Below are 14,130 nucleotides of genomic sequence, written 5' to 3' on the forward strand. Positions count from 1 at the left end.
CACGCCCCCATTGTGTCCGAATGCGACGGATTCCTTCGAATCGACCCGCGCGCCACAGGGCGAACGCCCCGACCACCAAAGTCAGCGCCACCGACCCGATGATGAGCGTCCGGGTGGTCGGCCCGGTGCGGGCGACGATCTCCACGGGGGCGGAAATCCGCTGCCCGTCCGGCGTCTCCAGCCACAGGTGCAACTGGTTCTGGCGTTCGCGGTCGACGTTCGGGCCGGGATCTTCCGGGCTGATCTGAAGCGTCAACGACCCCTTCGCCGGCAGGAGAGCCTCGTGGCGGCCGATGCGTTCGGAGTCGCTGACCTGCACCCGCACGAAGGCGGGAACCGGCAGCGGCAGGCCGTTTCGCCCCACGATGACCACCGGCGACAGGTCGGTCGCGCGGGTGTAGACGCCGCCCGGCGCCACCAGCGACACCGAATCCCGCAGCTGCTGGAGCATCTCGCCCATGCCGGCCATCGTCCGGCCCGCCTTCTCGGCGTGGCGCATGTGGGAGGAGGCGTTGCGTCGTCCGATGCCGGTCATCGAGCGCAGCACGTCGCGACGCATCGGTTGGGTGAACCCGTGGCGAGTCAGGGCCACCTGGTCATCGTTGGCCATCATCGTCGTCAAGTCGGTCAGGTACCGGGACTGCTGGGCCGCGCGGCTGACCTCGGTGCCGGACACCGCCCCCGGATCGGGGTTGGGAGACGACGTTTGCGCGGGTCCGACGGAATGCTCGGCACCGGAGCGGGCCAGCGCCTCCCCGAGCGCGACGGGCTCCGCGATGCCGTCGTCGAACGTCTCCGCGATCGCCCGCAGCAGGGTCCGCGCGTCATCGCCGGAAACCGACCAACCGGCGGGGGGCATCGCGACGACCGGCGCCGCCCCCGATTCGCCCACCCCGACGGAGGCGTCGGCGATTTCCTGGCGGAGGGTGCCCACCGCCGTCTGCATCCGGGCCACGCCCGAATCGACGGTGAGGTCGAACCGTCCGGCTACGGCGGCGTACCCGGCGACGTCCGGGGCCGATCCGGTAGCGGCCAGGGCCGACGACAGCGGGACGGGCAGGGCGAACGCGGAGGCGCCGGGCCCGACCTCTGCCGTTTCCCCGGGGCGGGCGATCCTGCCGTCGCCGAAGGTCAGGGAGTTGGCGGCCACCAGCGTCGTCGTCCGCGGGGCGGCGGGGGGCCACGTCACCGGCGACGTCCCCGCGGCGCCCGGAGCATCGGCGTCGGCGGCGGCCTCATCGTTGCCGTCGCCGTTGGCGCCGTCGTTCCCCGCGTTCGGCCCCGTTTCCCCGGTTGCGTTGAGGGATTCGAAGGCGGCGGAGCCGTCGACGGGCGACGACGTGTCGCCGAACGCGGTCACCGCCACCGACGAGGCGTCGAGGTATCCCTCGGGCGGAATGATCGTCGACGGCAGCGCATCCCGGCCCAGGACCCTTTCGACCACCGCATCGCCCATGGCCAGGGCCTCGGTGGCCAGCTCCGGATCGCCGGTCGCGGCGACGGCGTTGACTTCGGCGCCGGACCACGGCAGCGTCACCACGCACAGGTCGCGGGTGACGGCCGCCAACCGGTCGAGCCACGCCCCGGCCGCCTCGGCGCCCTGGCCCTCCCGCAGACTCAGGTCGTTCCCGCTGCCCCACGAGTCGCGCAGCCGGGTGCTGTCCTCCACGGGGCTGGGGCGTTCGCCGCCGATGCGGTAACCGTCGCGCATGCGGTCGGCGACGTCGAGGAGCTCGGGATCGACGGCGACGCACGTCGACTCCCGCAGCGCGGGGCCGTCTTCTCCCGCCAACTCCGACTCCAGCGCCCCGAGCAGAACGTCGAGGCGCCCACCGGCCTGCATCTCCGACGCCAGCGATTCGCCGGACAAGATCAATTCCGGCCGCACCGGCGCTTCCCCGGTCTCCCCCGGCACCAGCGGAATGTCGGCGGCCAGCGGCCAGACCAGGGACACGGGCGCGGGATCGGCCGACCCGTCGCGTGCCTCACGTCGCCCGTCCGCGCCGTCGGCCCCTTCCCGGCCATCGGCATCGGCCCGCGACCCCTCGCCATCTCCCGACCCGTCGGGCCCCTCGGCGTCCGCGTCGGCGTCGTCAAGCGAAGAATCGACCGGAACCAACATCCGCGTTTCCGCGAGGAACTGGTCGATGTCGTCGCCCGGCCGCCCGTTCGCGTTGACCAGCACCGGGTACACGCCCGCGGCGTCGATGCCCAACCCCTCCGGCGCCGGAGCCGACAACGGCACCGACAGGGTCACCGTGCGCGATTCCCCCGCCGCGAGATCGAAACCATCGTCGAAGGCGGTGGTCACCCCAAAGGCCTGCTCGGGTGCGGCCATCGCCAGACGCGCATCGGCTGCACCGGCGAGCGCTTCGGCCCGCTGCGTGCGGATGATGATGTCGTTGACCGCCTCGTCGGACTTGTTCTCCACCGTCAGACGGATGCTCACATCGCCGTCGACCTCGGGATTCTGCGGCGTGACGGTCTTGATCTGCAGCTTCAGTGGACCGCGGGCGGCCAACCGCTGCGCATCCGCCCCCCACTGCGCCGAAATCGACGGATCCGCCGGGTCGATCGGCCACGGCGGCGGCGCGGCGGCGGCCTCCGGAAGCGCCCCCACCGGCCCCACCGGCACGACCGGCGCGGCGACGAGGGCGAGCGCACCCGTCGCCGCCGTCGCGATCAGCCGCACCGTACGGCGCCCCCCGCGCCCCGTCACCGCGGAGTCGCCCTTCCGGCGTCCTTCTCCGCCCGGGCCAGGTCCGGCAGCAGGTCGTGGGCGCGCCGGGCCAGCTTGCGCTCGTCGGCGTACGCCAGGCGTTCGACCAGCGACGATGCGGGGAACCAGGTCACCTCGGTGACCTCGGGGTCCTCGTCGTTGAGGTCGCCGTCGACGTAGCGCAGCAGGTGGTGGTGCACCGTCTTGTGGATGCGCGTGCCGTCGGAGATGAACCAGTAGTCGATGACGCCGAGTTCGGCGATGACCTCGCCGCGGATGCCCGTTTCCTCCCACACCTCGCGTTCGGCGGTGGTGTCGTGCGCTTCGCCCGGTTCGACGTGGCCCTTGGGCATCGACCACAGCAGGCGGCCGCGGCGGTCGAGGCGGCCGATCAGCGCGACGTAGATGCGCGACAGGTCGACGGTGCCGTCGTCGCGGACGGCTTCGGCCAGGCCCGATACGACGAGGCCGCCGGCGGAGGTTTCGATGGACGTGCGCATCCGGTCGCGCTGGTCGTCGCCGCGCTGGGCCGGGCGGTTTCCGGAGGGCCGGCGTCCGGGGCGGCCCTTGGATTGGTTTGCTTGACGACGCCGCTGGGATCCCCGACCGGCCCCCGACTTCGGCCGTGACGAGCCTCCGCCCGAGCGGGACGAGCCGGATCGGGAGCCGCCGCCGGAGGAGCCGGAGTCGTTGGACCGAGTGTTCTTCGCGGTGTTCTTGGCGGTTCCGGTGGTGTTGCGGCTGCCGCCGGAGCCACGTCCGCGGCCACCGCGACGGCGGCGACGCGAACGATTGCCCGAACCCGAGCCCTGGTTGGAGCCGGACCCGGAACCCGAGTTAGGGCGAGAACCCGAGCCGGAACCCGAATTGCCGCCGGATTTGCCGTTGCTGCCGCCGGTGTTCTTCGCGGAGCCTTTGGAGCCGTTCTGCGCGCCACCCTTGGCCGCGCCTCCGGCCGAATCGCCGCCGGAACCGGTGGTCCGCTTGGTTCCCTGGCCACCGTCCTGCGGGCGGCCGCTGCGCCGACGCGAACGGCGGCGGCGCCGACGCTGCGGCCCCGCCGTCCCCTCGTTCCGTTCGGCATCGCTCATTCCTCACAGACTACCGGGCCGCCGTGAACCTGCGGGTAATGTGTCGCACGTGACCGATGCCCCGACTCCCCAGCGCACCCCCGACCACGGCGACCCCGAGATCAAGCGCACCGCGATGCTCGCCGTCGCGGACCAGGCCATCGGCCGGGAGGCGGAACTGCTCACCCCCCTGGCCAAGGCCTTCGCCGACGCCGGGCATTCCCTTTATCTGGTGGGCGGATCGGTGCGCGACGCGCTGATGGGCCGACTGGGCAACGACCTCGACTTCACCACCGACGCCCGCCCGGACGTGGTCGCCGGAATCCTCGACGAGTGGGCCGAGACCACGTGGGACACCGGCATCGACTTCGGCACGGTGTCCGCGGAGAACAAGGGCCGCCAGGTGGAGATCACCACCTTCCGCGCCGACGTCTACGACCAGGTCAGCCGCAATCCGGAGGTGACCTTCGGCGACACGCTCGAAGGTGACCTGGTCCGCCGCGACTTCCGCTGCAACGCCATCGCCGTCGAACTCCACGGCGACGGGACCCGCTCCTTCCGCGACCCCCTGGGCGGCTTCGACGACGTCGTCGCCGGCGTCCTGGACACCCCCGGCCCGCCCGAGGTCAGCTTCGGCGACGACCCGCTGCGCATGCTCCGCGCCTGCCGGTTCACCTCGCAGCTGGGCTTCACCGTCTCCGACCGCGTCCGCACGGCGATGCAGGACATGAACGCCGAAATTCTCCGCATCACCGCCGAACGGGTGGCCATGGAGCTGGACAAGATGATCCTCGGCGCCGACCCGTCCGCCGGCATCGACCTCATGGTGGACACCGGCCTGGCCGACCACGTCATGCCGGAAATCCCGGACATGAAGATGACCCAGGACGAGCACCGCCAGCACAAGGACGTCTACCAGCACTCCCTGCAGGTCATGCGCCAGGCCATCGAACAAGAGGAGCCCGGCGAACCCGACCTGGAACTGCGCTGGGCGGCGCTGCTGCACGACTGCGGCAAGCCCGCCACCCGCTCGTTCACCGAAAACGGCAACGTCTCCTTCCACCACCACGAAGTCGTCGGAGCCAAACTGGTGCGCCGCCGACTGCGCAAGCTCAAGTACCCCAAGCGCGTCACCGAGAACATCTCGCAGCTCGTCTACCTGCACATGCGTTTCCACGGCTACGGCGACTCCGCCTGGACCGACTCCGCCGTGCGTCGCTACGCCACCGACGCCGGACCCCTGCTGGACAAGCTCAACAAGATCGTCCGGGCGGACTGCACCACGCGGAACCGTCGTAAAGCCGCCCGCTTGGCCCGGGCCTGCGACGACCTGGAAGCCCGCATCGCCGAACTCGCCGCTGCCGAAGACCTGGCCAAAGTGCGGCCCGACCTCGACGGCAACGACATCATGGAAATCCTCGGCATCGGCCCCGGCCCCGAAGTCGGCGCCGCCTGGAAGCACATGAAGGACGTCCGCCTGGACAAGGGCCCGCTGGAGCGCGAGGACGCCATCCTCGAACTCAAGCAGTGGTGGGTCGACCGCGAGGGCTGAGCCGCGGCGGCTGACCCGCGACGGCTGGCCCGCACCGACCTCCGCTCCCGGCCCGCGACCGACCGGCCACTGGATTGATCGGCCCCGGCGGGCATAATGGGCGGAGTGGAGCAGGAAAACCTTTTCGGAGACCGCCTTTTCAACTGTCTCGAGCGCAACGACCCCGCCGCGGGAATGCTGCTCGTCGCCGCCCCGGGCATGGAGTCGCCGGAATTCGCCCGCAGCGTGGTGTTCCTCATCGAGCACGACGAAGCCGGCACGCTCGGCGTCGACCTGACCACCCGGTCGCAGACGCCCGTGCACAACGTCCTCGAACCGTGGGCGGGCCTGATGTCGAAGCCGCCGGTCGTCTACGTCGGCGGGCCGGTCAACCAGACCCAGCCCGTGTGCGTCGGCGTGCTGCGCAACGGCGTCGACGTGCCCGACAAGCTCGACGAGGCCACCGGAGCCCCCCTGCTGGAGAAGATCGCCCACCGGTTCGCCCTGGTCAACCTGGGCGTCGAACCGTCGGAGGTCGGTGGCCACCTCGACGGAGCGCGCCTCTTCGCCGGCTACGCGGGGTGGTCCCCTGGCCAACTGCACGACGAAATCGAACGCGGCGACTGGTACGTCGCCCCCGCCCTGCCCAGCGACGTCCTCGCGCCGGGCGCCGCCGACGTGTGGGGCGACGTCATGCGCCGCCAGCCGTGGCCGCTGCCGCTGTACTCCACCTACCCCGTGGACGTCCGTGACAACTGACGGGCGGGAGGGTGGCCGTCGTCAGGCGCGGTCGACGGAGGTCGACCCTCATCCGGTGCGCGGAGGCATCGCGGAGGCGTGGCCCGTCGGCCTGGGGTTGATCCCGCTGGGCCTGGCGTTCGGCGTGCTGGTGACGCAGACCGGGTTCGAGTGGTGGTGGACGCCGGTGTTTTCGGTCCTGGTGTACGCCGGGTCGATGGAGTTCCTGGCGGTTGGCCTGGTCATGGCGCATACCGGGTTGCTGGGGTCGGCGGTGACGGCGTTCATGGTGAACTTCCGGCACATTTTCTACGGTCTGACGTTTCCGCGCGATGTGATCCGCAGTTGGGTTGGGCGTGCGTATTCGACGTATGCGTTGACGGATGAGTCGTATGCCATCGCGTCGGCGCGGCCGCCCGGGGCGCCGCCGTTGACGGGTGCGCGGTTGCTGACGATTCAGGTGTTTTGCCAGGTGCTGTGGGTTGTGCCGGGCATCGTCGGAGCGTTGGCGGGCCGGGCGTTGCCGGAGGGTCTGGTGGGTTTCGAGTTCGCCATGACCGCCCTGTTCACCGTGTTGGCGATGGATGCTTTCCGCGTCAACCGCGATTGGTCGTTGCCGTTGTCGGCGTTGGCGTGCGTCGGGGTGGGGTGGTTGGTTAATCCGGGGCAGATGCTGGTCATCGGGTTGGTGCTGTATTTCGGGCTGTTGTTGGCGCGGGTGTGGTCGCCGCGCTTGGATCGCGCGATGCGGTGGGTTGGGGCGGTTTCGCTTGACGACGCCGACCGCAGCGCCTCCGGTCGGCCTGCCGCCGATGGTCGTGAGCCCGGCGGCCCGGAATCCGGCGGCGCGGGTGCCGGCGGCCTCGAGTCCGGCGACCGTGGGGAGGAGTCGTGATGCCCGAGCCCGGTTACGTTGTGGCGTCCCTGGTGGTGATGGGCGCGGTGACGGTCGCGTTGCGATGGGCGCCGTTCGCCTTCATCCGGGTGCTCCGCGGGTCGGAGTTGGTGAGGTTTCTCGGCGTGACCATGCCCGTCGGCGTCATGGTGGCGTTGGTGGCGTATACGCTGGTCGACCGGATGGGCATGATCGGCGGCGGTGATGCGGGCGACCCGGGCGGGTGGTGGGCCGCTCCCCTGGCTCTGCTGGTGACGGTGGCGTTGCACGTGTGGAGGCGCAACGCCGCGCTGAGCATCCTGGTCGGCACCGCGTTGTACGTGGTGTTGGTCAACGTCGTCGCTTGAGTCGGCCCCACCTCTGAGCTCGCGCCGGGCGATGGAACTTGATCTGCAATTAGTCGGCGGATTTGTTGCAATTCAGGGCTCAAATCCGGAGTTTTCGCGGCTTTTTTGCAACAAATCAGCCGACTGAATGCGCATCAAAACACGTTATGACATAAGCCCAGGTCGTTGGGCCCCTTGCTGACGCACCCGGTGGCCCGTGCCCGCGGATGGCCAGCGATCGCTTGTGGCCCGTGCTCGTGGGTGGCCGGCGCGCCCGGTGGCCCGTGCTCGTGGGTGGCCGGGGCTCAGGCTCGGAGGTGGCCGACCCGCTCCCACGCCGGATCCTCGGCCGCCACGATCTCCCGGTCACCCTCCGTCCACGTGTCCACCAAATTCGCCAGACGCTCCGTGGCATCGGTCTCCGGGTCGACGTAAAAGTGCAGCAAACGCATGCCGTCGGCCGTCTCCGCCGCCACGACCATGCCGTCGTCGGCAAGCGTGGCCATCGCATCGTCGCCGAAATCCTTCAACGCCTTCGCCGAAGACTCCCCCGCCTGGCCGTCGTCGAGCACGTCGGCGAACAGCAACTGCACCACCACATGCCGCGTGAACAACGGCCCGATCAGCGGCGACAACGGTGCCCGCGTGCCCACCATCACCGGCTTGCCGTCCGCCAGGCCCTGCAGCGTCAACCACCGCGGGCACGCGCCGGCCAACTGGTCGATGAACCCCGGCAGATCCGCCAACGGCATCGCCCTCTCGGGCTCCTCCGCGGCGAAGGCAAACGACCGCAGCCACAGCCCGAAATCCTCCTCGCCCAACGCCAACTGCAACAACATGAACCCGACGTGGGCGACGTCGCGCTCCCCCTCCTCGCCCGCCGCGGCCAAGTTCGCGAACACCGGGTGGAACAGGCGCACGTCCACCACGCCCCGGCCAGCCTCGACGGCCACGCGCGCCTCGGACGGATCGATCTCATGGCCCGCCCACGTCACCGTCGACACCGGCTCCGCGGTGCGCAGATCGGTGAAGGACCACACCGGACCGTCGTCGGGCGCCGCATCCAACCAACGCCGCGCGATGTGCCGCACCTGCGGATCGCCGGCCGCGGTGACCGTCAGCAAATGCCGCGAAAACGGCTCACCCGCGCCGAAACCCCACACCAGACGCTCGTCGATCGCGGCGATCCGCGGCCCGACCTCCGCCTGAATGTCCACCGGCCCGGCCTCACCGAAACCACCGCCGCCGAAATCCGCGCCACCGGTGAACGCCGCGTCGAGGCGATCGGCCCCCTCGGCCACCCACCAATCCCAAAACGCCGCGATCGCCCCGTCGCGCACGGCGGCGGCATCACGCCCCGCCCCGGCCCCGGCCCCGGCATCTCCGGTGCTCCCGGCGGTTCCCGGCGTATCGGTCATGTGGCACTCCCCTTTTCTCGTCGACGGACACGGTCATTTTCGACAACGCTACGTGACGCGACGCCATCTCTCAGGCCGAGCCACCCTCCCGGGCTCGGGCCCACCGCGGCGGAATCGCCGTCGTCAAGCAGAAAATGAAGAAGGCGCACCGGCCCGCAGCCGATGCGCCCACCCGCGCCCCCGTCCACGCGTCAGGCCGGGGCCTCCGCGGCGGCGCGTTCCCGTTCCTCGTACTCCTTGCCCCACTTGGCGGCGTAGACGGCGCACATCATCAGCTGGATCTGGTGGAAGATCATCAGCGGCAGGATGATCACGCCCGCACCACCCGACCCGAAGATCACGGCCGCCATCGGCAGGCCAGTGGCCAACGACTTCTTCGAACCGCAGAACTGGATGGCGATGCGATCGCGGCGATCGAAGCCGGCGCGGCGGGCGATGAACCCGGACAAGCGCAGCATGAACTCGACCAGCACGACCGACAGGACGCACAGGATGATGATGTCCGTCACCGGCACCCGCGACCAGATGCCGTCGACCATGCCCTCGGAAAACGCGACGTAGACGACCATCGCGATGGAGATGCGGTCGACGTTCTTCGTCGCCTTCGCCGCCGCGAACTTCAGCGTCCACTTCCGCAGCACCTGGCCGAGCGCGAACGGCAGCAGCAGCTGCAGCGAAATGTCCAGGAACACCGACCCGTCGACCTTGACGCCGTCGCCGGTGGACATCAGCAGCATCACCAGCACCGGGGTGATCACGATGCCCAGCAGGTTCGAAGCCGACGCGCTGACGATGGACCCGGCGATGTTGCCGTGGGCGATGGACGTGAAGTTCACCGACGACTGCACCGTCGACGGCACGAGCGTCATGTACAGAATGCCCAGGTAGAGGCCGGGTGCGAGGACCCAGTCCAGGGGTTCGAGCGCCAGCCCGATGACGGGGAACAGCACGAACGTCAGCAGCAGGATGGTCAGGTGCAGGCGCCAGTGCTTCAGGCCGTCGAGTGCTTCGCGGGGGCTCAGGCGGGAGCCGTAGAGGAAGAACAGCAGGCCGATGGCGATTTTCGTCGCGATGCCGAAGCCTTCGGCGAACACGCCGCGTGCGGGCAGGAAGATGGCGATGATCACGGCTAGCACGATCATCACGATCAGAGGATCGGGGCGCCACGAGCGCAGACGGTTCCACATGGGGAACAAGGTTATCCCCTGTTCTGGGTGGGCGGGAGGGTTCCGGCGTTTCGGGGCCGGGCGCAACGATGCGTTAACCCACCCCGAATGAGCAAACCCACCCGCTGCAACGGGTGGGTTAAGTCATTCGAGGTGGGTTTGTCCATTTTGCTTTGCGACGGCCCGGCCTCTCCCCTATTCGCCGTCGTTCGCGCGGGCGGCGCGGCGCAGAGCGTCGCGATCGACGGCGGCGGAGCGATTGGCGGCGGTGTCGCCGGCGGTGCGGTCGTTGGCGGAGCCGAAGGTGGCGTTGCCGTCCTCGCACATGCCGTTGAGGCCGCAGGAGCCGCAGCCGCCGGTCACGCCGCAGTCGGCGGAGGGATCACGGGGCGCTGCGGCGGCGGTGTTGGTGTCGCAGGCCGTCGCGTCGTCGGAACCGCAGCCGCAGCCCGCGTCGGAGGAGCCGCCGGACGAGCAACATCCGTCGGACCCGGATTCGGCGGACTTCTTGGCGTCGTAAAGCGCGATCGTGTGGGAACCGATGGCGCCGCCGACGCCCAGCATCGCCAGCCCCAGCAGACCCGTCACGACGACCCACAGCCACATCCAACCCGACGCATTCGGCTGGATGGCCACGAACGCCAGCGCCGCCGCCCCGGCGAACGCCAGCGCCGACACGGCCCACGGCGGCCCGGCGACGCGGTGCGTGATGTCCCAGTTCTCGCGGGACTTGCGGGCCTCGGGGGCGCGGATGCCCACGTACCCGTTGCCCGGCAGCTTCGCGGACCACGCCAGGCCCGCCACGACGGCGACGACGAGCGCCACGACCAGCAGAATCACCGGAATCACGATCATGGACTCCAATATAAGGCCCCGAGGAGCCACCACGGCAATCGCCGACGACACCCGCCCACTATGCTGTGTACCCATGACCAACAGCGGGAACACCGACAACAGCACCACCGCCCCCGAAACCGGCCACCGCTACACCCCGGCCGTCGCCGCCGAGCTCGAGGCGACCTGGCAGAAGCGTTGGGCTGAGCGCGGCACCTTCAACGCCCCCAACCCGGTGGGCGACCTCGCGCCGGCCGACGGCGCCGAGCTGCCGGCGGACAAGCTGTTCGTGCAGGACATGTTCCCCTACCCGTCGGGCGTGGGCCTGCACGTCGGGCACCCGCTGGGCTACATCGCCACCGACGTGTTCGCCCGTTTCCACCGCATGCGCGGCGCGAACGTGCTGCACACCCTGGGTTACGACGCCTTCGGCCTGCCCGCCGAGCAGTTCGCCGTGCAGACGGGCACCCACCCGCGCGTGACCACCGAGGCGAACATCGCGAACATGGAGCGCCAGCTCGGCCGCCTGGGCCTCGGCCACGACAAGCGCCGCGCGTTCGCCACCACCGACACCGATTACTACCGCTGGACGCAGTGGATCTTCCTGCGGATCTACAACTCCTGGTTCGACGAACGCGACGGCAAGGCGCATCCCATCGAGGAGCTTGTCGACGCCTACGCGGCAGGCGACGTCGCCCTGCCGGACGAGTTCGCCGGCCGCACCTGGGCCGACCTGGACCGCGTGGAGCGCGAACGCGCCCTGGAGGCCCGTCGCCTGGTGTACCGCTCCAACTCGATGGTCAACTGGTGCCCGGGTCTGGGCACGGTGCTGTCCAACGAGGAAGTCACCGCCGAGGGCCGCTCCGAGCGCGGCAACTTCCCCGTCTTCCGCAAGCGCCTGGGCCAGTGGATGATGCGCATCACCGCCTACTCGGACCGTCTGGTCGACGACCTGGACCTGCTGGATTGGCCGGAGAAGGTCAAGTCCATGCAGCGCAACTGGATCGGCCGGTCCCGCGGCGCCGAAGTCGTCTTCGAGGCCACCGCCGCCGACGGCTCGACCCGCCCCATCGAGGTGTTCACCACCCGCCCCGACACCCTGTTCGGCGCGTCGTACATGGTGCTGGCCCCCGAGCTGGATCTCGTCGACGAACTCGTCGCCGATTCCTACCCCGCCGACGTCGACCCGCGCTGGACCCTCGGCGAGGACTCCCCCGCCGCCGCCGTCGCCGCCTACCGCCGCTCCATCGCCTCCAAGTCCGACCTGGAGCGCCAGGAAAACAAGGAGAAGACCGGCGTCTTCACCGGCGCCTACGCCACCAACCCGGTCTCCGGTGAGCAGATCCCCGTCTTCATCGCCGACTACGTCCTCGCCGGTTACGGCACCGGCGCCATCATGGCGGTCCCCGGCCACGACGACCGTGACCACGAATTCGCCACCGCCTTCGGCCTGCCGATCCGCGAAGTCGTCGCGCCGCTCAAGGGCGAGGGCGGCGTCGTCAAGCAAGCCTTCACCGGCGAAGGCAAGGCCGTGAACTCCGCCAACGACGACGGCCTGGACATCAACGGGCTGGGCCTCGCCGACGCCAAGGCCACCACGATCGAATGGCTCGAAGCCAACGGCACCGGCCGCGGCACCACCCAGTACAAGCTGCGCGACTGGCTGTTCGCTCGCCAGCGCTACTGGGGCGAACCGTTCCCGGTGGTCTACGACGAGGACGGCGTGGCGCATCCGCTGCCCGAGTCGATGCTGCCCGTCGAGCTGCCGGAGGTCGAGGACTACAAGCCCGTCCCCTTCGACCCCGACGACGCCGACACCGAGCCGCAGGCGCCGCTGGCCAAGGCCACCGACTGGGTCAACGTCGAGCTCGACCTCGGCGACGGCCCCAAGAAGTACCGCCGCGACACCAACGTCATGCCCAACTGGGCCGGATCCTCCTGGTACCAGCTGCGCTACATCGACCCCAACAACGATGACGCCCTGTGCGACATCGAAAACGAGCGGTACTGGACCGGCCCCCGACCGGAGCTCCACGGCGAGGGCGACCCGGGCGGCGTCGACCTGTACGTCGGCGGCGTCGAGCACGCGGTGCTGCACCTGCTGTACTCGCGGTTCTGGCACAAGGTGCTGTACGACCTCGGCCACGTGACGTCGAAGGAGCCGTACCGCCGCCTGTTCAACCAGGGTTACATTCAGGCGTACGCGTACACCGACTCGCGTGGCGTGTACCAGCCGGCGGCGGACGTCGTCGAGCGCGACGGCAAGTTCTTCATCCCGGGCGCCGGCGAGGGTGGCGCGGACCTGGAGGTTTTCCAGGAGTACGGCAAGATGGGCAAGTCCCTGAAGAACGCCGTCTCCCCCGACGAAGTGTGCGACGACTACGGCGCCGACACCCTGCGCGTCTACGAGATGGCCATGGGACCGCTGGACACGTCGCGGCCGTGGGCGACGAAGGACCTGGTGGGCGCGCAGCGTTTCCTGCAGCGCGCGTGGCGTCTGGTCGTCGATGAGGCGACGGGCGGGCTGTCCGTCACCGATGCGGCGCTTGACGACGACGACCTCAAGGCCCTCAACCGCACCGTCGACGGAGTGACCGGGGATTACGCCGAGCTGCGCGACAACACGGCGGTGGCGAAGTTGATCGAGTACGTCAACTACCTGACGAAGGAGTACGGCACGGCCGGCGCGCCGCGTGCTGCGGTGGAGCCGCTGGTGCTGATGCTCGGCCCGGTGGCGCCGCACATCGCCGAGGAGATGTGGGCGCGTTTGGGCCACGACGAGTCGCTGGCGCATGGGCCGTGGCCGGTGGCGGACGAGAAGTGGCTCGTCGACGACACCATCGAGTTGCCGGTGCAGGTCAACGGCAAGGTGCGGTCGCGTTTGACTGTGGCGGCGGATGCGTCGCGCGAGGATGTCGAGGCGGCGGCGCTGGCCGATGAGAAGGTCGCCGCGCACACCGCCGAGGGCACGGTGGCGAAGGTCATCGTGGTGCCGGGCAAGATGGTCAACGTCGTGGTGAAGAAGTAGGGCCGCGGCGAACCCCGTAACTGATTGGCCGGCACCCACGATCTGATTACCGCAGGTCAGGGTGTTATCCGGCTACCTCGCCTGTGGTCGATATTGGCGGAACAGGCCGATGATTGGCGCGTGCCAATCATTGGCCCATTCCCAGTTAGCGCTTTCGTGTCCATCGGATGGCTCTCCAAGGGCGAATTGGATGGCCCTTCTGTGGCCGTCGAATGGCTTTCCCAGGGCGGGTCGGCTGGCCCTTCTGTGGCCGTCGAATGGCTTTCCGTCAGGGGGTCGGGTGGCTCTTCCTGGGCCAACGGTTAGCGAAGGGAAAACCTAGCGAAGGACAAATCGCCCAAAACGACTCACCTCGGTGTCGGAAAACCCCAGGTCGCGAGCAGCGTGCCTGAGTCGTTTTGGGCG

The 14,130-nt window shown here is 69.7% G+C and carries 10 protein-coding genes; 5 read left to right on the plus strand and 5 right to left on the minus strand.

The window, feature by feature from the left end; genetic code table 11:
- Together HMPREF3121_RS11755 and HMPREF3121_RS11760 are read right to left on the minus strand one after the other, a co-directional pair.
- The coding region (locus HMPREF3121_RS11755; RefSeq protein WP_070523799.1) for a hypothetical protein at nt 1–2,692 on the minus strand (2,692 nt) is incomplete at its 3' end.
- Between the two features lie 23 nt (nt 2,693–2,715).
- Nucleotides 2,716–3,810, minus strand: coding sequence for an NUDIX hydrolase (locus HMPREF3121_RS11760; protein WP_070523802.1), 1,095 nt, complete (start codon nt 3,808–3,810; stop codon nt 2,716–2,718).
- Between the two features lie 115 nt (nt 3,811–3,925).
- Here HMPREF3121_RS11760 and HMPREF3121_RS11765 point away from each other — a divergent pair, with 115 nt between their 5' ends.
- The 4 genes from HMPREF3121_RS11765 to HMPREF3121_RS11780 all read left to right on the plus strand — a co-directional run bounded on the left by HMPREF3121_RS11765 (nt 3,926) and on the right by HMPREF3121_RS11780 (nt 7,300).
- Nucleotides 3,926–5,341 (plus strand): CCA tRNA nucleotidyltransferase, encoded by a 1,416-nt coding sequence (locus HMPREF3121_RS11765; RefSeq protein ID WP_070523853.1) that lies wholly within the window; start codon nt 3,926–3,928, stop codon nt 5,339–5,341.
- 174 nt (nt 5,342–5,515) lie between these two features.
- Nucleotides 5,516–6,079 (plus strand): YqgE/AlgH family protein, encoded by a 564-nt coding sequence (locus HMPREF3121_RS11770; RefSeq protein WP_371327345.1) that lies wholly within the window; start codon nt 5,516–5,518, stop codon nt 6,077–6,079.
- 55 nt (nt 6,080–6,134) lie between these two features.
- On the plus strand, nt 6,135–6,953 hold the full coding sequence (locus HMPREF3121_RS11775; RefSeq protein WP_083291735.1) for an AzlC family ABC transporter permease: 819 nt from the start codon (nt 6,135–6,137) through the stop codon (nt 6,951–6,953).
- Complete coding sequence (locus HMPREF3121_RS11780) at nt 6,953–7,300, plus strand: branched-chain amino acid transporter permease (protein ID WP_070523807.1); 348 nt, start codon at nt 6,953–6,955, stop codon at nt 7,298–7,300. The genes HMPREF3121_RS11775 and HMPREF3121_RS11780 overlap by 1 nt, the downstream gene beginning before the upstream one ends.
- A 284-nt stretch (nt 7,301–7,584) precedes the next feature.
- Here the strand turns inward: HMPREF3121_RS11780 and HMPREF3121_RS11785 are convergent, their stop codons facing one another.
- The 3 genes from HMPREF3121_RS11785 to HMPREF3121_RS11795 all read right to left on the minus strand — a co-directional run bounded on the left by HMPREF3121_RS11785 (nt 7,585) and on the right by HMPREF3121_RS11795 (nt 10,718).
- Nucleotides 7,585–8,697, minus strand: a complete 1,113-nt coding sequence (locus HMPREF3121_RS11785; protein WP_083291736.1) for a DUF695 domain-containing protein — start codon at nt 8,695–8,697, stop codon at nt 7,585–7,587.
- A gap of 191 nt (nt 8,698–8,888) precedes the next feature.
- Nucleotides 8,889–9,884 (minus strand): bile acid:sodium symporter family protein, encoded by a 996-nt coding sequence (locus HMPREF3121_RS11790; protein WP_070523810.1) that lies wholly within the window; start codon nt 9,882–9,884, stop codon nt 8,889–8,891.
- A 174-nt stretch (nt 9,885–10,058) separates the two neighbouring features.
- Nucleotides 10,059–10,718, minus strand: a complete 660-nt coding sequence (locus HMPREF3121_RS11795) for an SdpI family protein (protein ID WP_083291741.1) — start codon at nt 10,716–10,718, stop codon at nt 10,059–10,061.
- Nucleotides 10,719–10,791: 73 nt separating this feature from the next.
- Between HMPREF3121_RS11795 and leuS the strand changes: the two genes are divergently transcribed.
- Complete coding sequence (leuS, locus tag HMPREF3121_RS11800) at nt 10,792–13,725, plus strand: leucine--tRNA ligase (RefSeq protein WP_070523813.1); 2,934 nt, start codon at nt 10,792–10,794, stop codon at nt 13,723–13,725.
- The last annotated feature ends 405 nt before the right edge of the window (nt 13,726–14,130 follow it).

Origin of the sequence: Corynebacterium sp. HMSC11E11 (assembly GCF_001807025.1) — a bacterium.
Lineage (GTDB): Bacteria > Actinomycetota > Actinomycetes > Mycobacteriales > Mycobacteriaceae > Corynebacterium > Corynebacterium freneyi.

Excerpts from the sequence above, each read along its gene's own strand:
- HMPREF3121_RS11760 (WP_070523802.1), bottom strand. The coding sequence starts at position 3,810 with ATGAGCGATGCCGAACGGAACGAGGGGACGGCGGGGCCGCAGCGTCGG.
- HMPREF3121_RS11765 (WP_070523853.1), top strand. The coding sequence starts at position 3,926 with ATGCTCGCCGTCGCGGACCAGGCCATCGGCCGGGAGGCGGAACTGCTC.
- HMPREF3121_RS11770 (WP_371327345.1), top strand. The coding sequence starts at position 5,516 with ATGCTGCTCGTCGCCGCCCCGGGCATGGAGTCGCCGGAATTCGCCCGC.
- HMPREF3121_RS11780 (WP_070523807.1), top strand. The coding sequence starts at position 6,953 with ATGCCCGAGCCCGGTTACGTTGTGGCGTCCCTGGTGGTGATGGGCGCG.
- HMPREF3121_RS11785 (WP_083291736.1), bottom strand. The coding sequence starts at position 8,697 with ATGACCGATACGCCGGGAACCGCCGGGAGCACCGGAGATGCCGGGGCC.
- HMPREF3121_RS11790 (WP_070523810.1), bottom strand. The coding sequence starts at position 9,884 with ATGTGGAACCGTCTGCGCTCGTGGCGCCCCGATCCTCTGATCGTGATG.
- HMPREF3121_RS11795 (WP_083291741.1), bottom strand. The coding sequence starts at position 10,718 with ATGATCGTGATTCCGGTGATTCTGCTGGTCGTGGCGCTCGTCGTCGCC.
- leuS (WP_070523813.1), top strand. The coding sequence starts at position 10,792 with ATGACCAACAGCGGGAACACCGACAACAGCACCACCGCCCCCGAAACC.